This is a genomic window from Staphylococcus sp. HMSC063F05, assembly GCF_001837075.1.
GTDB lineage: Bacteria > Bacillota > Bacilli > Staphylococcales > Staphylococcaceae > Staphylococcus > Staphylococcus epidermidis.
In genome coordinates, this window is record NZ_KV831317.1 from 1 (window position 1) to 19,785 (window position 19,785).

Below are 19,785 nucleotides of genomic sequence, written 5' to 3' on the forward strand. Positions count from 1 at the left end.
AAACAATTCCCGATACTGAATTCGATGAATTCAGTCATCATCGTGGCTTAATATAAGAAAAGTAACAGATCAACGAACTGAAAATAATCAAAAAATTATAAAAAAGACAATTTCTATATTATTTCAATAGAATTTGTCTTTTTTTACTTATCCTGGAACTTTTTGCCCCAGCCTTTTTTTATTTGTAGACAATATATAATGTGAAACATCTTTTGATCTTAGGTCATAAGTGATTGGATTAGCCATATTTTTCAGACAGTCTAATATAGAATTGAGAATATCATTATAGCAACTTCTAATTTAAAAACTTGTTCAACAAGAAAAAGTCACTGAGAAATTTACTTGTCATATAAGTTGTGTCGAGCTCATATTAGAATAAAGAATTCAAAATGAATGTCCTCCTACCCCAACCGTTAATTCTTATTAATTTTCAATATTGACACCTTTTCTTCATTTTATCTCTTTTATTTATTTCATTTTTTATTTATCAAGTCTATTACGTTCTAATAAAACTCTTTCATTTTTATAATTATAAATAAAAATCATTTTGATTTAATTCTTTTTTAAATGTAGTTAAGAAATAGTTAATGGTTATGTTCACGTATTCTGATTAAACTATTCTTAAATAAAAATAGAAAAGAGGAATACATTATGAATACAAAATATTTATTAGCAGTCGGAGCAATTGTTACATCACTTACATTAGGCGCATGTGGAAATTCTAACTCGGAAAGCGATCACGCTAATCACAAAGATAAACAACAAGAAGACAGTAATGTAAAAACAGACACAACGAAAAAATTATCTGGTAATTTTGAATCTAAAAACGGAGAAAAAGTAGAAGGTAAAGCTAAAATTGAAAATGGCAAACTTATGTTAGAGAATTACAAATCTTCTAAAGGTCCAGACCTATATGTTTACCTAACTAAAAACGGAGATATTAAATCCGGTAAAAAGATTTCAACAGTAGACTACAATAAATCCAAACAAACTTTTGATTTAAAAAATGTAGATTTAGAAAAATACAATGAAGTAACAATTTATTGCGAAAAAGCACATGTAATTTTTGGTGGCGCTAAATTAAAATAATTTAGCTATTAAATGTAGGCGTTTTTAACTATAGAAAGAGAGTGTTAATCATGAAGAAAATAAGTTTATTTATAATATTTTTAATTCGTGTAATTTCAGGTATTGTTATTTTCAGACAAGGATGGGAGAAATTTACAGGTGATTTTACATTAAACGGGCTAGTTCCGGTAATTAGAGATAACACAGACTCTCCTCAATGGTATAAATGGTTTTTTGAACATATTGTTGCACACACAACAGGATTATTTAATATAATCGTACCTTTAGGGGAAATGGCAATTGGTTTAGGTTTAATTTTAGGTATATTTGCATACGCTGCAAGTTTCTTTGGAGCCTTCGTTATGATAAATTATATTTTAGCAGATATGATTTTTACGTACCCTCTACAATTAGCTTTCTTTATTATTTTACTCATGAGCCACTCTTTATTGGCTAAGGTATCACTTAAAGAAATCATCGCTTATTTTAGAGACCGTAATAACCGAGGTGAAGATAAGCATGACCCACTTACTAATCGTGGATGATGAAAAAGATATTGTAGACATTTGTCAAACGTATTTCGAATATGAAGGATATCAGGTTACGACAACAACATGTGGTAAAGAAGCACTAAAATTATTATCTTCAGATATAGATATTATGATTTTAGACATTATGATGCCGGAAGTTAGCGGATACGATATTGTCAAAAAAATGAAAGATATGCAACTTGATATACCTTTCATATATCTAACAGCAAAAACTCAAGAACATGACACGATATACGCACTGACGTTAGGTGCTGATGACTATATTAAAAAACCCTTTAGCCCAAGAGAACTAGTATTACGTACTAATAACCTTCTCGCTAGAATGAGTAAATCAAATCATTCTAATAAAATTGAGCAATTAGAATTTGATGGTTTAGTTTTAAAAAATTTAAGCAAGACACTTACCATTAACAATATAGAGATACCTATGCGCATTAAAGAATTTGAATTGCTATGGTATCTTGCTTCTAGAGAAGGTGAAGTTATTTCTAAATCCGAACTTCTAGAAAAAGTATGGGGATATGACTATTACGAAGATGCTAACACTGTCAATGTCCACATACATAGAATTCGCGAGAAATTAGAAAAACATGATTTTTTACCCTACACTATTACAACTGTGTGGGGCCTTGGTTATAAGTTTGAAAGGAGCCGATAACTATTTTTTCAATAAGAAGTCAAATCATTATCGGTGTCATTTCAAGCGTTATTTTAACAACAATTATACTGGTTATTGCATATAAGCTCATGTGGTTTAATGGTCACATGACACTCACTTTAGCCATCACTACTATGATAACAAGCTGTTTAACACTTTCGATTTGTAGTATTTTTATTAATCCTTTAATTCAGAAGATTAAGCAATTCAATATTAAGACTAAGCAATTTATAAATCACGAAAAATTCATTGATGATGAAACATTTCAGTCTCCTAGAGAAATTAAAGAGTTGAATGATTCTTTTAATAAAATGGCATATGAAATCAATAATCAAATGAATATGATAAAAAACGAGCAACAAGAAAAAACTGAAATCATACAAAACCTTGCACATGATTTAAAAACACCTTTAGCTGGTATTCGATCATATTCTGAAGGTTTACGGGATGGCGTCATTAGTGATCCTCAAGAAGTTCATGAAGCATATGAAATATTAATTAAACAAGCAAATCGTTTATCAATTTTATTTGATGACATTACACATGTGATTAATTTAAATACTGGACGTTCTTATCCTTTGGAATTAATACAGCTCGATCAATTACTTGTTAATATATTACAACCATACGAACAACACATAAAACAAGAAAATCGTACACTTGAAGTTAATTTCTGCACAGATATTGATGCATTCTACCAGTATCGACCTCCAATCGAACGTATTTTGACCAATTTACTAGATAATGCATTAAAATTTTCTAATTCTGGTAGCCGTATTGATATTATTATTTCTGAGTGTAAAGAAAACGACGTCATTAGTATTTCAATAAAAGATGAGGGCATAGGTATCGTTCCAGAACTTCAATCACGTATCTTTGAAAGAACGTTTAGAGTTGAAGATTCTCGAAATACTAAGACTGGTGGTTCGGGGTTAGGATTATACATTGCAAATGAGTTAGCACAACAAATTGACGCCTCTATTACAGTCCAAAGTGATTTAGACATTGGAACCACGATGACACTTACCTTAAAAAAATTTCAATTTAAAAAGTAATTTGTATTGCATTAAAAAACCGAATGTAGCTGGAATGAGTTTGAACACTCTAGCTACATTCGGTTTTCATTAATGTACACGCTCTTTAAAACCTTCATCTTGAGAATAATTTGATGCATACGTATCACTATATGTTTTAACTTTATAAAAAGAACTTAATTTATATAAATCATTACTACGCTTGTTGTTTCTATTTTTATTCAGGTTTAAAGCATTATATCTCATGTCGAGATTCTCAGTCTGAATATTAGAGTTTTCAACAATATACTTCGGTCTATGTTTAACTTCATAATAAATACGACCAATATATTCTCCTACTACGCCAATAGACATTAATTGAATACCACCCAACAATAATATAGCAGCAATCGTAGTAAAATAACCAGGTATATTTATACCATTAATCAAAATATTTATTAATAAATAAATTATATATAAAATACTGATAGAAAACGTGAACATACCTAAGTATATCATCATGCGTAAAGGCTTATTGTTAAAAGAGATGAGTCCATCAATACCATAGTTGAGTAACTTTCTAAAAGTCCACTTAGATTCTCCATCTTCACGCGTCACATTTTCATATTGAAATACTTTTGTTTCATAACCTATCCATTCAAATAGACCCTTAGAGAAACGATTATATTCATCAAGTGTTGTTAAAGCTTGAACTGCACGTCGACTGAGTAATCTAAAATCACCAACGCCGTCTTCAAATTGGATATCCTCTACAAATGCATTAATTAATTTATAATAACAACGAGACAAAGTTTTACGTACAAAATTCTCTCCCTGACGATTTCTCTTAGCAACCACTTGATCATAACCTTCAATGTAACCCTCTATCATTTGTGGAATATATTCAGGCGGATGTTGTAAATCTCCATCAATCATAATCACCGCGTCGTGCATTGTGCTATGCTGATAGCCAGCAATCATTGCAGCTTCTTTGCCAAAGTTTCGACTGAATGAAAGATATTTAACATGGTTATCATACGCAACAATATTCTTGATATGATGTATTGTCGTATCTGTACTACCATCGTTAATAAAGAGTAAATCGTATTCATAATTTTTGATTAAACTATCTTTCTTCATTATTTCAGTTAATTTGTCATAAGTTTTCAAAACGACTTCGCCTTCATTATAGCAAGGGACGATGACTCTGATTTTCATTAAATGACATCCTTTTCTCTGAACTATTTGCTATCATTTTATCAATTTCCTTGTCATACATTCTAGTTAAATACTGTGTATTTACATAATCTTAAATTAAGCTTAATAGTTTTAAATATTTTCTTTTATGAGCATCACATTAACTTTTAGTAAAAAGAATTTAATTATTTTTTTAAAGTTAACTCTAACTGATTAATTATATTTATTTCAAATCTCCAATACTGACATCATCAGGATCTTTTCCTTGTCTAGCATTTTTATTTAAACTATCTATTTCTGCAACATCTGTTAACTCAAGATTAAAATCAAAAATATCAAAATTTTCTTTAATACGTTTAGGTGTTTGTGATTTAGGAATGATAATACGATTATGTGCAAGATGCCAACGTAAGACAATTTGTGCAGGTGTTTTATCATAACGATGAGCAATATCTGTAATTACAGGGTCATCAAGCAACCCTTTATTGCGCATTAAAGGCATCCAAGCTGTTACTTTAATATCATGTTCATCACAAAAGTCTTGTACATCTTGTTGGTTAAAGTACGGATGTAACTCAATTTGATTCACCTGTGGTGTAATTTTAGTTTCTTTCATTAACTTTTCTAAATGATGTATCTTAAAGTTACATACACCAATGGCTTTTATTTTACCTTCTTCATATAAATGTTCTAAGGCTTTATATGATTCAATATACAATTGATCATTTTCACAAGGCCAATGAATTAAAAATAAATCTAAATAGTCTAACCCTAAATTGTCCAATGATTTATTAAAGTACTCTATTGTTTGGTCATAACCTTGATAATCATTCCAAAGTTTAGATGTTATGAATAACTCGTCCCTCTCAACATTTGAATGTTTTAATGCACTACCTAAGGCTTTTTCATTTCCATAAAAGTATGCCGTATCAAATGCACGATATCCTGCATCTAAAGCTGTACGGACAACCTCTTCCATCTGCTCATCCGCTATCTTATAAACTCCTAATCCAACTGCAGGCATTGGATAACCGTTATTTAAAATTTGGACATCATTTGTCATAGTACATTAACTCTCCTTATTTACATAGAAATTATTCACTTATTAACATTTTAATACCTTTTTTATTTACTGATGAAACAAATTAGAGCTATTCATTGTGTTATTTTAATATAAAGCAATTTATTATTCCTTAAATGATGAGTATCCTTATATAAAACAAAAAGTGGGATAGAACTCACTTGGTGTTCTATCCCACAACTTATCTTTTGAAATATTAATCACGTTCGTCATCTTCTTGTTCTTCATTAACAGAAGGACGTCCACTATTAAATTCATAATTTAAGTTGACCCAAATAATTTGATGATTGTCGATTTCTGTAATCGTCCAACGATCATATTCAGTATCAACGAAGTCATCTTTTTGCAAATTAGTATTTTGTGATTGTAACCAACCACCAATAGTATCAATATCTTCAGAATCTTCAAACTCTATGCCAAATTTTTCATTTAAATCATCAAGTAAAACACGACCATTAATTTGATAAGTATGATCATCAAGTTTAACTATATCGTTAACTTCGTCATCATCAAATTCGTCTCTGATTTCACCAACAATTTCTTCTAAAATATCTTCCATTGTTAAAATACCAGCTGTCCCACCATACTCATCTATAATCAAACTAATATGTACATGCTCTCTTTGCATTCTTACAAGAGCATCACTTATTCTAGTTGTCTCTGAAATCATGGGTAATTCATGAATATAATTGGCGATTTTAATCGGTTTACCTGACGCATATTCTGTTAAAAACTCTTTGACATTTATAAAACCTTTTACATGGTCTTTATCACCATCTTCAGTGATTGGATATCTTGTAAACTGATGTTCTTTGATAGTATCTAATAATTCATCTACATTAAATGGTTCGTTGAGCGTAACCATTTGTGTACGTGGCACCATAATATCTTTTGCATGACGTTCATCAAATGAAAAAATATTTTGCATATACGCAAGCTCGGTTTGGTTAATCTCTCCACCGTTATAACTATTGTTTATAATAATTTTTATTTCTTCTTCTGACATTGCATCAGTTTGAGCATCTGGATCAAATCCAAACATTCTGACAATCACACGAGAAGAACCATTCATTAACCATATAAGTGGTTTCATAAAATTACCAAAATAAAATAATGGTCTTGAATATAAAAGTGCAAGTTGTTCTGTATGTTGAATAGCAAATGATTTAGGTGCCAATTCGCCTAATACAACATGTAAATATGTCACAACAATGAATGAAACAACAAATGAAATCGTCGTTGTTAAAGGACTAGGTAAATGTAATAACTCGAATAGTGGGTGCATCATCTTTTCAAATGTCGGTTCACCTAACCAACCTAAGCCTAAAGATGTTACTGTAATACCTAATTGACAGGCAGATAAGTAATAATCAAGATTGTCTATCATTTTTTTGACAATTTTTGCGCTCTTATTACCCTCATCTACTAATTGTTCAATACGCGTTGATCTCACTTTTACTAGTGCAAATTCTGACCCAACGAATACTGTTGTTAATGCAATCAAAAGAAAAAATATAGCTAAACTAATTATGGTCGAAGTTTCCAATTAATTCCCTATTTCTAGGGATTCACCTCCATATATGTTGTGTCACGCTTAGGTAACACGTATTTAAATCATCATGACTCAATAAGTGACAACTACATGCTAAGACCTTCCCATCGTGATACTCCCCGTAAAAAATGTGATTGGCTTCATTCTATCATAAATCTTTTGTTATATGTTAAACATATGCCAATACTATATTGTAGACAAAATAATTTTTTTATTCAACCAATGACAAATCATTTGAAAGCATGATATTTTCCATTTTTAATCGTCGTTTCAACATTACATGCATCATCTATGATAACAATATCTGCATCTTTCCCGATTTTAATACTACCTTTTATGTCGTCTATACCTAATGTTATCGCTTGATTTAAACTTGTTACTCTCCATAAATGCTCAATCGTGTCACCTGTAAATTGTATTAAATTTTTAAGTCCTTCGTTCATTTTGAGTATACTTCCAGCTAAAGCCCCAGAAGACAGGCGTGCTTCACTTCCCTTTACAATCACATCCTGACCACCTAAATCATAATGTCCTTCTGGCATTCCTTTAGCTCTCATCGCATCTGTAATTAAATAACAGCTTTGATTCCCCTTAAGTCTATATGCAAGTGCGATGGATGCAGGATGTGAATGAACACCATCCACAATCATTTCAGTATGCAACCCTTGATTTAACCAGGCTACACCAAATACACCTGGTTCTCTATGTTGAAAGCCGGTCGCTGCATTATACAAATGAGTGATGTGTTTGGCACCATGACTCACAGCTGTATTCGCTTGATCAAACGTTGCCACCGTATGTCCGATTGAAAAAATGATATCATTTTTCATTGTCTTTAACGTTTCTGTTGCTCCATCAACTTCAGGAGCGTACGTAATAATCTTAATTAGTCCATTCGCTACTTCCTGAAACGACTTTATTTTATCAACCGTAGGACGTTGTACGAATTGAGGATGTTGTGCGCCTACTTTATGTTCTGAAATAAATGGACCTTCAAGATGTACTCCCACAATTTCGGCAGCATTTGTAACATCTTGTTGTTGAGTATATTTAGCAATAGTTTGAAGTGCTCGCTCAATATTGACTGTTGACTGTGTCATTGTTGTTGCTAAAAAAGATGTTGTCCCCTCAGAAAGGAGTGATTCTGCTAAATGTTGTAAGCCTTGTTCAGATGCATCCATGGCATCTTCACCATACCCCCCATGGATGTGAATATCTATAAATCCTGGCAGTATATGTCGTTTTTTTACATCAATAATGTCAATTGTATTATGCGACGATGACGGATGAAAAGGACACTTACCAACGTCTAAAATTTTCCCATCTTTAATATGAACATATCCATTGTTAATCATTTCATTTTCTGTATATACGATGCCATTCGTTAAAACATATTCTGACATGATTGAACCCTTCTTTTCTTTGAATTATTAGTAGTTGACTGAACTATTTTATTATATCTTTCTTCGTAATGAATATCACTTTTTCAATATTTTACTGGTTAACAGATGAATTTTACTAATTTACTCTATATTCTTAATTTAATAACTGTATTTTTAATTTAAGATATTATTTTCATACAAAATAACTATTTAATGTAAATTTATTAAAACTTCTTAGTCTTTATTACAACGATAACATTCAATCTAACCAATGCAACATAAGTTTCGATTCAAAAAAAACGGCAATTCCCATTTATTTTCAAAATGGAAATCACCGTTTAATTCAATTAATTTTCTATATATTTAAAGCATTGTTATTACTAATTTTGAAATTACTATTCATCCATAGCTTGAGATGCTTGAATTTCATTTTCTGTTACTTTTGGTTTCAAGAAACCATAAATTAAAGCTGAAACTAACGTACCCACAACTAAAGCAATAAGAGTTTGAAGTATATGGTTAAAATCAGTACCAATAATGACGAAAATTCCACCATGAGGTGCTTTGATACTTGATCCTAAACCTAAAGCAATTGCTCCAGCCACACCTGAGCCAACCATCATTGAAGGAATCACACGTAATGGATCGGCAGCTGCGAATGGGATGGCACCTTCAGTAATAAATGATAATCCCATGACATAGTTTGGTACAATTGAGCCTCTTTGCTCTTTAGTGAATTTTCTTCTAAAGATTAACATTGCTGTAGCGATAGCTAATGGAGGAATCATACCACCAATCATCGCTGCAGTAATAGGAGCTGCATTTCCTTCCGTTAATGCAGCAGTAGCAAATACATAAGCTGCTTTATTAAATGGACCGCCCATGTCAATTGCCATCATAGCTCCAATCACAAGACCAAGTAACATAATATTAGAGCCTGACAGACTATTTAAACCATTTAGTAGCAAATGATTTAACCAAGCTGCTGGCGGATTAAAGACATACACCATTAACAATCCAGTAATTGAAACTGAAAGTAATGGATAGATTAAAGTAGGTTTCAAGCCTTCAATTGCTTGTGGCAATTTACGTGTAATATATTTAATTCCTTGAGTTAAATAACCTGCTAAGAAACCAGCAATAATTCCACCAATAAAGCCAGAACCTCCAGAAATAGCTAACATACCACCAACTAAACCAGCTGCAAAACCTGGTTTATCTGCAATACTACGTGCAATGAAACCAGCTAAAATTGGAATAATTAAAGCAAAGGCACTATTTTTACCAATATTCCATAATTGTTCGGCAAATGCATTATATTCTGAACTATCAGGCTTAAATGAGTTTGCGCCGAATAAGAATACAATTGCCATTAAGATACCACCCGAAATAACAAGTGGTAACATATTAGAAACACCATTCATTAAGTGTTTATAGAATGCTTTTCCTGGACTTAACTTTTCTTCATTATCGTCATGTTTTTTAGATCCACCTTGCGCTACAAATGGTTTACGATTTGTATCTAAAGCTGTATTAATTAGTTCCTCGGGACGCTTAATACCATCAGCAACAGGAACCTCAACCACATTTTTCCCATCAAAACGATCAGTTTCTACATGGACATCTGCTGCAACAATTATTCCAGTTGCACGTTCTATATCTTGTTCAGTTAAATGGTTTTTAATACCACTAGAACCATTTGTTTCAACTTTAATTTTGATGTTCATCTTCTCAGCTTGCTTTTTCAAAGCATCACGTGCCATATATGTGTGGGCAATCCCAGTTGGGCATGCTGTAACAGCTAAAACATATGGCTCATTATTATCTTGATTTGAGTTGTCAGTTGAAACAGTTGCATTTTCGTTCGCTTCTGCTTCTTCTTCTTTTGTTGCCTCATCATCCGCTTCATCGATAATGTTTAACACTTCTTCAGGAGATTCAGCATGAATTAATTTTTCACGTATTTTCTCATCCATTAATATTCCAGAAAGTTTCGCAAGCGCATCTAAATGCGTTTGTGCTCCACCTTCAGGCGCTGCAATCATAAAGAATAAGTGTGCAAGTTGCATGTCTAAACTTTGATAATCCACACCTTCTTTAGATTTACCGAATGCAATTGCAGGTGTTTTAACTGCTGCAACTTTAGCATGTGGTATAGCAATACCTTCACCAATTCCTGTTGTGCTCTGAGATTCACGATTATGAATTGCCTCTTTAAACGATACAGGGTCACTTAACTTACCTGCTTTATCCAATTGATTAACAAGCTCAGTAATCACCCCACTTTTATCAGAAGCATCTAAATCCATCGCTATTGTTTCTTTAGTTAACAGTTCAGTAATTCTCATCTTTTTCACTCCCCATCAAGTACAGAAATTGTCACTTGAGATTTAATATTTTCTATAGCATCTCTTGTCGCTAAATCTTCTGAAAAAGCAGTCGCTGTTCCTGAAGCTACGGCCTGTTGAAAAGCTTCATCTATATTAAGACCCATGGACAACCCTGCTACCATACCTGCCACTGTACTATCACCAGATCCTACTGTATTAACTACATGTCCTTGTGGATTCACAGCTTTAATGCTTTGATGTTGATCAACATATATTGCACCATCGCCACCAAGTGAAATGATGACTGATTGTGCCCCTTTTTTCAAAATTTCTTTACCATATTTTATAACATCTTCATCACTCTTGACTGTAGTGTTAAACATTACTTCTAATTCATCTTTGTTTGGTTTAATAAATAATGGTCGATATGGTAATACTGTTTCAACAAGATCTTTTTCTGCATCAACAACTAGTTGCGCACCAGTTTTTTCAGTGATTTGTGCTATTTGTGCATAAGCATCACTTGGAATACTGTTCGGTACACTTCCAGCTACAATAACAATATCGTCGTTTGTAGTACGACGTATTTGAGATAAAAGTTGTTCAAATTGCGCGTGTGTCACTTTAGGTCCGGGTGCATTGATTTCTGTTTCTTGACCTGATTTTAGTTTTACATTAATACGCGTATCCTCATCTACTTGAACAAAATCTGATTGGATATTACTGTCCTCAAGTGTTTGAGCAATAAAATCTCCAGGGAAACCTCCTGAAAATCCTAAGGCTGTAGAATCAACATCTAAAGTTTTAAGTACTCTTGATACATTGATTCCCTTACCTCCTGCAAATTTATACGTTGCTTTTGCCCGGTTTAATCCTGATATTTCAAATCCATCAGTAAAAATGATGTAATCGATTGAAGGATTGAAGGTAACTGTATATATCATGATTTCCCTCCTATAAAATTAAATTCATTCATGTAAGCTTCAGTCATCTTGCTTTGCATTGCTTTTTGCGAAGTTATGATGCTAAGTCCATCTAAAATTGGAACTCTTGCAAAATAAATTTGATTAAACTTTGATTGATCGACAAGCACATATTTGTGATTTGATAGTTTCATAGCTGTTTCTTTAATCAAAGCTTCTTGTTCATCAGGGGTTGTTAATCCATATTTCACATCAATACCGTTCATTCCTATAAAAGCACGATCAAAACAATAACGTCTTAATGTTTCTAACGCGTTAGCACCAACTGTAGCCATTGTCGTAGGTTTAACTTGGCCACCAACCATTAAAGTTTTAATACCGTGCTTTAATAGTTCTTCAACATGTGTCATTCCGTTTGTTACAACAGTAATATCTTTTGCCTCAATATATTGAATTAACTCAAAAGTTGAGGAACCCGCATCTAGAAATATACATTCATGATCTTGGATATCACATGCAGCACGTTTAGCGATTTCTTGTTTTTCACGTAAATTCTGAGTTCTTTTTTCAGATAACTTAGGTTCCTTAACTCGATTTTGATGAATTGTAGCACCACCATGTACTCGTTGTAATTTACCCATATTCTGCAACTTAGATAAATCTCTTCGTATAGTTGATGCACTACATCCTGTTCTATCAACTAAATCTTGAAGTGTTAAAAAGTCCTTTTGAGTTAATTCTTGTAAAATTAAATTCTGTCGTTTTTCTGATATCACTGCTATACCTCCCCTAATTCACTTATATTGTAATGGCTACGCTTACATATTTCAATCAAAATCTTCCATTTTCAATCAAAAACAATCATTTTATGACAAAAATAAAAACACCTTTCAGATTAGGTGTTTGAAATGGATTGTATCATCACACTTTAAGACGTACATTTTAATTTTCAGAAATCATTTTCTAAGTATTAAATAATGTTGAAACATTAAATGTCTATATACGTTTAATTCTGTGTAATAGATTCTACCTGAGCCTTTGTCATGTCAATTAAATCATTCACATGAATGATAATTTGCATTCCTCTTTGACCTCCGCTAATATAAACTTTTTCTAAATTTTTAGCGGAAGCATCAATCGTCGTTTTAAAGGAATGTTTCATACCGATAGGTGAACATCCTCCTCTAACATACCCTGTTACTTGTTTTAATTGATCGAGAGGCATTAAATTCAATTTCTTTTCATTAACAACATGAGCCGCCTTCTTCATATCTAAGGTTTCATTAACTGGAATGACAAAAACATAGTGTTCATGATTGGAATTCTCTAGTACAAGTGTTTTAAAGACTTCTTCTATTTTAGCACCTACGAGTTGTGCAATCTCTTCTCCATGTTGATGCTTGTCAGTAACTTCGTAAGTATTCATTTGATAATTAATTTTAGCTCTATCTAAAATCCGCATTGCATTTGTTTTTTTAGTTTTAGACATATTCTCACCCTTTATAACAATCATTCACATCTCATTTTAACATGAAAACTTTATTTCATTTACACTAACACTATTAAAAAACACCCTTTCTTATATAGAAGAAAGCGTGTTAATTAATGATTATTGATGTTTGATGCATGTACAGTCCCACTTTTATTGACTTTAACCTTAGTTTGATGAAGTTTATTTTCACTAGAAAATACATATACTGAATGAAGCGACTCGTTGAAAGTACGCTCTATATTATATTTTTTGCTTAAATGATTCTCAGCGTAATTCAAAGCAATTACTTTACATTCCTGTGGGTTGAAATCATAAGATGCTTGCGTTCTTACACTTTGTTGATTTGTTTTATTAACATTCTTTTGGTGATCAGAGTTTTTTTCTGAAGCTTCAGCAACATGATTCATATTTAAGTTAGGGAATATATCGTTATGAGATACTGTTTTCACTTTAGTAAAAGTACAAATTGTTTTATGGACTTTCGCTAATGCATTTTGGTTTGTAGCTAAAAATAATAAAAGTACTAAACAAATTGATAAAATAACTGCAACAGAACTTAAAAATAAGTTTTTCAATTTCATCTCCTTACCCACATTTCTCTTAAGATTTATTCTATCTTAACACAACAACTTTTAATAAAAGATATGTAGATTACAATTTAAATAGATTGTAATATTTGTAACACTAACATTAATATAGTTGTTATTTTTGTTACATAAACCACTAATAACTCATAATCTTTTAAAACTTATATTTGAGATAACATCAACTTTACATTACAAGTTATAAAACAAAAGAAGTGGGACACAGAATTCGTCTTGAACACTGTGTCCCACCTCGTCCCCAAAACTTGCTCTGTCCGTAGAATTTCTCGGCGAAATTCTCTTTGTTGGGGCCCCGTATTAATTTGCTTCTTTACGGCGTGACTTAAGTCCTTTTTCAATAAAAATAATGATAATTCCACTTAATGAAACCGCAATAGCCATATATAAAGGAAACTCTAAATTAACATCGAATAATGCACCAGCTACAAGAGGACCTATAAAGTTACCCATACTGGTAAAAGTTGAATTCAATCCACCTGCAAAACCTTGCCGTTTGCCTGCTATATTCGAGAAGTAATTGGTTAAAGCTGGTCTAATCATATCAAAACCTATAAAAACAACAAAGCTAATAATCATAATCGTCCAATAACCGTTTGCAAGCACTAACATAACGAGAACAATGGCTGAATATAGTAATGACCATGCAATAAAATTAAGTTCACTCATATATTTCATAAATTTATCAAAGAAGAATACTTGGAATAATGCGCCAAACACGCCTCCACCGATAATAGCTATCGAAATATCTTTAGGAGTATAATTTACTTTGTCAGCTGTATATAAAGAAAATAATGTTTCAAAAGCAGATAAACCAAATGCTAATACAAGTGTTAATATGACTGGAGTAATAAATACTTTCCAATTAATTTTAGTGAATAATTCAGGTTGATATTGGTGGAATCCATCTGTAGTTGCTTTTTGAGGATTATGAATTAATAAAACTGACATAATGAATGCAACAACACCTAATGTTCCAGCAACATAGAAAGGTAATCTATGTGAAATTTCAGCTAAAAAGCCTCCAAATCCAGGTCCTAATATAAAACCTGAATTAATAATTGCCGACATGTAACCAAAGTTTTTAGCTTTATCAGCTCCTGGAGAAATATCTGCAATCATACCTGTTACACCAGGCATGACCATGCCTGCACTAAAGCCACCTAAAACACGTGAAATGATTAAAATGGTAAAACTTTGACCGGCTGCGAACATAAATTCAGAGACAGCAAAGAATACTAAACCGATACATATAATTAATTTTTTACCCAATTTATCAGCTAGTGTCCCACCAAATGGTGAAATAATCATTTGTGATAATGCAAAAGCAGCAACTAGCATTCCTAAGTCACTACCTTTTAATCCTAAATCCTTCAAATATACAGGAAGTACAGGAATAACTAATCCAATCCCTAAAAATATAAGAAATATATTAAAATAAAGAATGAATAATTGTTTTTTCATAGGAACCCCCCTTTTTTTCTAATATAGTAAGCATACCAATAATTTTGAAATTTATCGCAAATTTATTTTTAATGTCCCACATAAGAACTTTACTTTACTAAAAGTTTCTACATTGTATAACAATTTAACGTGACATGACAATCATTTTGAAAAACTTTAATTTTTAAATTTCACTAAACTCTAATTTTTTAGTTAAAAATTTAACATATAATTAAACGAACCTGTATCTTCATAAACTTTCGACAAAACCTTTATCCAATTGACTAAAGTCTAATGAACATACGGTATAATTTTTCTTCGCTTTCACATCTGTATAAACAGAAAACACCTCAAATTGTTTGAAATGCCTCACTGTAAAAGTTATCATTAACTCTCGATTATCAAACTCTATAGAAAGTAGTGCGTGGTTATGCAATCTCGTTACTTTGCAAGAATATACTTTATTATCTTATTTGTTATATCTATGACTGAATCACATATTTTTAACTTTATGACGTTAAATTTATTTTTAGCATACGTGCCATTTGAACTTTGTCTACTTTTAAAATTGTTCAAACCAGTCAAAGCTTTTGAATGGCCCTTATTTATTGTTTTCGGACTCATATTTCTATTATTAGTTCCAAACACATTTTATATGATTACCGATCTCATACACTTAAACCAATTTCAATTTAACTTTTTAGCTGGATTAAACATCACAGAATGGATTTATTTCACCTATTTAATACTTGGCGTACTCTTAGCAATATACCTCACAATTCTTATATTTTTAGAAATTGCACATTTTACGTCTTATGTATGGTTAAATCGACTATTGATAGTTATATTAATGTTCTTAAATGGATTAGGTATTTACATCGGTCGATTCTTAAGATTACATACTGTCTATTTATTAAATGCACCTTTAAAAATTGTGAAAGAGGTTTTTTTAATCATAGATGTTAAAGCGTTACTATTTGTCGTTTTAATGGTGCTCATACAAGCAACAGTCATATTGTTTATTAAAGGGGTGAGATTATACCAATGATAATTGAAGTAATTTTAATGGTATGTCTCATCATTATTCAACTTATGATAGGTCATTTATGGCATCAAATAGGATGGAGTTATACTAAAGCTATTTTATTAATGTGTTTACCGTTAGGGATAGGATTATATTTGATGCAATTATTTTATTATGAGCCCCGTTATACAAATTGGGAAGTACCTTTGAAAACTAAATTAAATCTTAAATATATGTATATTTTAACTTTGTTAGAATATATTTTAATCTATGTTTGCTTTTTTATGTAACTAGATAAAGATCTGAACACCTATATACTGTTGTTCAGATCTTTTTTATTTAATCTAATGCTTTGAATTCTGACATTACACGTTGTCTACTTTCTTTGTGATCAATCATTTGTTTAGGATAGTCTTTACCTATTTCAACACCTTGCCCCTTTATTTGTTGCTCGAATTTATGAGTATCGTGTAAATACTTAGCATCTACCTGATTTAATCTTGGAATGTAAGTTTTTATATATCGTGCATTATTATCAAAACGCTCGCTTTGTCTTATAGGATTAAACATTCTAAAGTATGGTACAGCATCTGTTCCAGTAGAAGCTGACCACTGCCATCCGTGAACATTTGAAGCTGCATCATAATCTATTAATTTTTGTTTGAAAAATGACTCACCCCAAATCCAGTCAATAAACAAATCTTTAGTTAAAAATTGAGAAACTACCATTCTCATGCGATTATGCATAAATCCAGTTGTTTTAAGTTCCTCCATTGCTGCATCAATAATTGGAAAACCAGTATTCCCATCTTTCCACAGTTTAAAATTCTCTTCATTATAAGACCATTTCAATTGTTGGTATTTTTCTTTAAAAGCAACATGAGCTGTTTCGGGATAATTGGTCATTAATACATAATAAAACTCTCTAAAAATCAATTCACGTATAAAAGTTTCGTAATTTTGTTCATTTTTATCATAATTTTGAAGTAAATCGTTGAAAACTTGTATAATATCTATCATTCCATAAGCTAAGTAAATACTTAGTTGGCTTGTTAATACTTCAGGCAAGTATTCCCTGTTTTCTTTATAATTTTCGATATCTTGAGATAAAAATTCAGACCAACGATTTTGAACATCACGTTCACTTATACCATATGAATGATAATCTTCTTTAATTTTATGTTGAGATTTCACTACAACCTTTGAAATATCTTCTAAATGATAGTCATATTCATCTCTAATCATTAAGTAAGGACGCCATTTTCTATAAAAACTGGTAAATACTTTATATGGTTCCCCTTGTTTATTATGTGTTTTGCGGGGGTTAAAATAATGATTTGCTCTTAATGATATTACTTGAATATTAGCTTGTTTAAATCGTTTCCTTTGATGTAAAATGTCATATTCTTCGTGATGATAACTCATAATATCACCTGCAACAACAACTTTGTCTATAGCTTGTTTTTTACAAAAGTCTATTAATTTATCATAAGACATCAAAAAGGGTTCTATATCATATCGTTGTAGTTCATACATAAACTTCTGTATGGACCCATAATAGTATTGTGCTTTCTTTTTTGCTTCTTCTTCAAACTCTTCAGTTGGAATAATAAAATAACAATGATTTATAGATTCTTTATTACTATATATATAATCAAATAATGGATTATTATTTAGCCTAAAAACTCTATTTAATATGACACCTATAGCCATTAGATTTTACCACCTAACATCAATTTTTTGTTATTCTCTAATACTAAATTCTATTTACATTCATATATTTTTTATACGATACATTTCAACTATTAAGATTAACTTGCCACGAGTTTATAAAAAATGTCTCGTAAAGTTAAAATATTAAACTTTACGAGACATTTATAATTATCATTTTAATACCTAAATCTTTTACTTACACTAAACCAAGCCATTTCCAATACGTCAAACTAAATACGATAACTAAAATATAACCTACTATCGTTAAAGGTATACCTGTCTTTAAAAAATCCTTTACGGTAAAAGTCCCAGTACCATATGCAAGCATATTTTGTGGTGCACTGACAGGTAGTAGGAAACCAAAACTAATCACAAATTGTTGTATTAATACAAAACCAATAGCATGATCACCTAAATTTAGCGTTGAAGTCAAAGAAATAAACACAGGTATTAACGCAGAGGCTAAGCTCGTTGCACTTGCAAAACCTAAATGTATTAATATATTAAATAAGGTAATTAACGCAATAGTTGCTATGATCGGTAAATGTTTAAGACCCATCAAACCAAATGTTTGATCACTTAACCATTGAGCGGCTCCTGTTTTAAGCAATACATTACCAAGTGAGATTCCTACACCAAATACTATAATCGTCCCCCAAGGAATCTTCTTTTCAACACCTTTCCAAGTAATAACACCAATCTTTGGCATTAGTATAATACCTAGAGCAACTAGTGTAATCGAAGCTGAATCAATCGGATGCAATACTTTCTCAGTCGACCAGAAGAATAATAAAAGCACTGAAATCACAATTAGTCGCCATTCTCTATGACTGACTGGTCCTAATTTATTAAGTTCCTTTTTAATTAACTCTTTTCCACCTTCAATTGCATCATGTTCAGGTGGCATAAACTTAATCATTATAAAATAAAGAGCTATAGACATAATGATTGACCACGGCGCAGCATATAAAAACCACTCTCCCCATGATACATCATGTCCTAAATTTTGGTTAATAAAATTGATGGCTACAATATTTTGTGCTGCAGCCGTTTTAATACCTATATTCCATATCGAAACTGCTTGTACAGCAGTAATAATTAATAATGAAGCAAGTCTACTATCCTTACTCACATTAAATGCAGCAATCATTCCCAGTAATATTGGGACAACTGCACCAGCACGTGCTGTAGCTGATGGTACAAAGAATGCTAGAACAATAGATACTAAAATAGCACCAATGACTATATTTCTAGTTTTATTTCCAACAATTGATAGCACAAGTAATGCAAGTCGTTTATGTAAATTGGTTTCCTGCATAGCTACTGCTAAAAATAATGCTGCAGCTACAAGTGCTACGGCTGAGGTTGAAAAACCACTAAAAGCGTGACTAAGCGCGTTATTCGTTCCTAAAATATCGCTACCTTTTAGTATTATGTCGCCACTTTTAGGGTTTCCAAGTTTTTCGGATAAATCTTGAACTGGACTTAAACCTAGTAAAAGTATCATTAATCCTAAAATTAATGTTGCAGAAACTGGATAAGTAACTGCTTCTGTAACCCACATAACTACAGCGAAAGCTAAAATAGCTAGTGCTGCTTTAGCCATTACAGGTAATCCTGCTGGTGTGGGTAATAACAAGATTGTAATTAAAATAATAAAACTAATGATAATCCACACAGGTTTATAACTTTTTTTAGACTTTTTATCATGATATTTTTCAGTATGAGCTTGATATTGGTCCCCTTTAGCCATTTT

Annotated in this window: 18 protein-coding genes; 6 read left to right on the forward strand and 12 right to left on the reverse strand. The window is 31.5% G+C overall.

Features of this window, described 5'->3' with window-relative positions; all coding sequences use genetic code 11:
* The first annotated feature begins 651 nt into the window (after positions 1-651).
* The 4 genes from HMPREF2576_RS01615 to HMPREF2576_RS01630 are packed head-to-tail and all read left to right on the forward strand — an operon-like array spanning position 652 to position 3,332.
* Positions 652-1,089 carry a DM13 domain-containing protein gene (locus HMPREF2576_RS01615; protein ID WP_001830329.1) on the forward strand — a complete coding sequence of 146 codons (438 nt, stop codon included), beginning with the start codon at positions 652-654 and terminating at the stop codon, positions 1,087-1,089.
* Between the two features lie 50 nt (positions 1,090-1,139).
* Positions 1,140-1,613 (forward strand): DoxX family protein, encoded by a 474-nt coding sequence (locus HMPREF2576_RS01620; RefSeq protein WP_001830332.1) that lies wholly within the window; start codon positions 1,140-1,142, stop codon positions 1,611-1,613.
* Positions 1,588-2,277, forward strand: coding sequence for a response regulator transcription factor SaeR (saeR, locus tag HMPREF2576_RS01625; protein ID WP_001830352.1), 690 nt, complete (start codon positions 1,588-1,590; stop codon positions 2,275-2,277). Before HMPREF2576_RS01620 ends, saeR begins: the two co-directional genes overlap by 26 nt.
* A 2-nt stretch (positions 2,278-2,279) precedes the next feature.
* Positions 2,280-3,332: a sensor histidine kinase gene (locus tag HMPREF2576_RS01630; RefSeq protein WP_025987135.1), complete on the forward strand. Its 1,053-nt coding sequence runs from the start codon at positions 2,280-2,282 to the stop codon at positions 3,330-3,332.
* Positions 3,333-3,401: 69 nt separating this feature from the next.
* On the opposite strand, the gene HMPREF2576_RS01635 is transcribed toward HMPREF2576_RS01630, so the two are convergent.
* The 10 genes from HMPREF2576_RS01635 to norA form a co-directional block, all read right to left on the reverse strand.
* Positions 3,402-4,508 (reverse strand): glycosyltransferase family 2 protein, encoded by a 1,107-nt coding sequence (locus HMPREF2576_RS01635; protein WP_001830351.1) that lies wholly within the window; start codon positions 4,506-4,508, stop codon positions 3,402-3,404.
* A 202-nt stretch (positions 4,509-4,710) separates the two neighbouring features.
* Complete coding sequence (locus HMPREF2576_RS01640; RefSeq protein WP_001830355.1) at positions 4,711-5,550, reverse strand: aldo/keto reductase; 840 nt, start codon at positions 5,548-5,550, stop codon at positions 4,711-4,713.
* 214 nt (positions 5,551-5,764) lie between these two features.
* On the reverse strand, positions 5,765-7,114 hold the full coding sequence (locus HMPREF2576_RS01645) for a hemolysin family protein (protein WP_002456926.1): 1,350 nt from the start codon (positions 7,112-7,114) through the stop codon (positions 5,765-5,767).
* A 236-nt stretch (positions 7,115-7,350) separates the two neighbouring features.
* The gene (gene nagA / locus HMPREF2576_RS01650) at positions 7,351-8,523 is read right to left on the reverse strand and encodes an N-acetylglucosamine-6-phosphate deacetylase (RefSeq protein ID WP_070856347.1); all 1,173 of its coding nucleotides are present in this window, start codon (positions 8,521-8,523) and stop codon (positions 7,351-7,353) included.
* A 374-nt stretch (positions 8,524-8,897) separates the two neighbouring features.
* Complete coding sequence (locus HMPREF2576_RS01655; protein ID WP_070856342.1) at positions 8,898-10,850, reverse strand: PTS fructose transporter subunit IIABC; 1,953 nt, start codon at positions 10,848-10,850, stop codon at positions 8,898-8,900.
* A 5-nt stretch (positions 10,851-10,855) separates the two neighbouring features.
* Positions 10,856-11,776, reverse strand: a complete 921-nt coding sequence (pfkB, locus tag HMPREF2576_RS01660; protein ID WP_002438878.1) for a 1-phosphofructokinase — start codon at positions 11,774-11,776, stop codon at positions 10,856-10,858.
* Entirely contained in the window at positions 11,773-12,531 is a 759-nt protein-coding gene (locus tag HMPREF2576_RS01665) for a DeoR/GlpR family DNA-binding transcription regulator (protein WP_002438877.1), read from the reverse strand. The genes pfkB and HMPREF2576_RS01665 overlap by 4 nt, the downstream gene beginning before the upstream one ends.
* Before the next feature lie 230 nt (positions 12,532-12,761).
* Positions 12,762-13,244: a Cys-tRNA(Pro) deacylase gene (gene ybaK, locus HMPREF2576_RS01670; RefSeq protein WP_001830357.1), complete on the reverse strand. Its 483-nt coding sequence runs from the start codon at positions 13,242-13,244 to the stop codon at positions 12,762-12,764.
* A gap of 113 nt (positions 13,245-13,357) precedes the next feature.
* The gene (locus HMPREF2576_RS01675; protein ID WP_001830333.1) at positions 13,358-13,828 is read right to left on the reverse strand and encodes a hypothetical protein; all 471 of its coding nucleotides are present in this window, start codon (positions 13,826-13,828) and stop codon (positions 13,358-13,360) included.
* Positions 13,829-14,149: 321 nt separating this feature from the next.
* A complete protein-coding gene (norA, locus tag HMPREF2576_RS01680; protein ID WP_001830321.1) occupies positions 14,150-15,313 on the reverse strand; it encodes a multidrug efflux MFS transporter NorA in 1,164 nt (387 codons plus the stop codon).
* A gap of 409 nt (positions 15,314-15,722) precedes the next feature.
* Here norA and HMPREF2576_RS01685 point away from each other — a divergent pair, with 409 nt between their 5' ends.
* Together HMPREF2576_RS01685 and HMPREF2576_RS01690 are read left to right on the forward strand one after the other, a co-directional pair.
* Positions 15,723-16,340, forward strand: a complete 618-nt coding sequence (locus tag HMPREF2576_RS01685; protein ID WP_002438866.1) for a DUF1361 domain-containing protein — start codon at positions 15,723-15,725, stop codon at positions 16,338-16,340.
* On the forward strand, positions 16,337-16,606 hold the full coding sequence (locus HMPREF2576_RS01690) for a hypothetical protein (RefSeq protein WP_002438864.1): 270 nt from the start codon (positions 16,337-16,339) through the stop codon (positions 16,604-16,606). Before HMPREF2576_RS01685 ends, HMPREF2576_RS01690 begins: the two co-directional genes overlap by 4 nt.
* A gap of 49 nt (positions 16,607-16,655) precedes the next feature.
* Here the strand turns inward: HMPREF2576_RS01690 and HMPREF2576_RS01695 are convergent, their stop codons facing one another.
* A complete protein-coding gene (locus HMPREF2576_RS01695; protein ID WP_001830324.1) occupies positions 16,656-18,029 on the reverse strand; it encodes a cryptochrome/photolyase family protein in 1,374 nt (457 codons plus the stop codon).
* Between the two features lie 196 nt (positions 18,030-18,225).
* The gene (locus HMPREF2576_RS01700; protein WP_002438863.1) at positions 18,226-19,782 is read right to left on the reverse strand and encodes an SLC13 family permease; all 1,557 of its coding nucleotides are present in this window, start codon (positions 19,780-19,782) and stop codon (positions 18,226-18,228) included.
* Positions 19,783-19,785 lie beyond the last annotated feature (3 nt).

Bases quoted from the DNA above. Each gene is read 5' to 3' on its own strand.
- HMPREF2576_RS01615 (WP_001830329.1), top strand. From the start codon at position 652: ATGAATACAAAATATTTATTAGCAGTCGGAGCAATTGTTACATCACTT.
- HMPREF2576_RS01620 (WP_001830332.1), top strand. From the start codon at position 1,140: ATGAAGAAAATAAGTTTATTTATAATATTTTTAATTCGTGTAATTTCA.
- saeR (WP_001830352.1), top strand. From the start codon at position 1,588: ATGACCCACTTACTAATCGTGGATGATGAAAAAGATATTGTAGACATT.
- HMPREF2576_RS01635 (WP_001830351.1), bottom strand. From the start codon at position 4,508: ATGAAAATCAGAGTCATCGTCCCTTGCTATAATGAAGGCGAAGTCGTT.
- HMPREF2576_RS01640 (WP_001830355.1), bottom strand. From the start codon at position 5,550: ATGACAAATGATGTCCAAATTTTAAATAACGGTTATCCAATGCCTGCA.
- nagA (WP_070856347.1), bottom strand. From the start codon at position 8,523: ATGTCAGAATATGTTTTAACGAATGGCATCGTATATACAGAAAATGAA.
- HMPREF2576_RS01655 (WP_070856342.1), bottom strand. From the start codon at position 10,850: ATGAGAATTACTGAACTGTTAACTAAAGAAACAATAGCGATGGATTTA.
- pfkB (WP_002438878.1), bottom strand. From the start codon at position 11,776: ATGATATATACAGTTACCTTCAATCCTTCAATCGATTACATCATTTTT.
- ybaK (WP_001830357.1), bottom strand. From the start codon at position 13,244: ATGTCTAAAACTAAAAAAACAAATGCAATGCGGATTTTAGATAGAGCT.
- HMPREF2576_RS01675 (WP_001830333.1), bottom strand. From the start codon at position 13,828: ATGAAATTGAAAAACTTATTTTTAAGTTCTGTTGCAGTTATTTTATCA.
- norA (WP_001830321.1), bottom strand. From the start codon at position 15,313: ATGAAAAAACAATTATTCATTCTTTATTTTAATATATTTCTTATATTT.
- HMPREF2576_RS01685 (WP_002438866.1), top strand. From the start codon at position 15,723: ATGCAATCTCGTTACTTTGCAAGAATATACTTTATTATCTTATTTGTT.
- HMPREF2576_RS01690 (WP_002438864.1), top strand. From the start codon at position 16,337: ATGATAATTGAAGTAATTTTAATGGTATGTCTCATCATTATTCAACTT.
- HMPREF2576_RS01695 (WP_001830324.1), bottom strand. From the start codon at position 18,029: ATGGCTATAGGTGTCATATTAAATAGAGTTTTTAGGCTAAATAATAAT.
- HMPREF2576_RS01700 (WP_002438863.1), bottom strand. From the start codon at position 19,782: ATGGCTAAAGGGGACCAATATCAAGCTCATACTGAAAAATATCATGAT.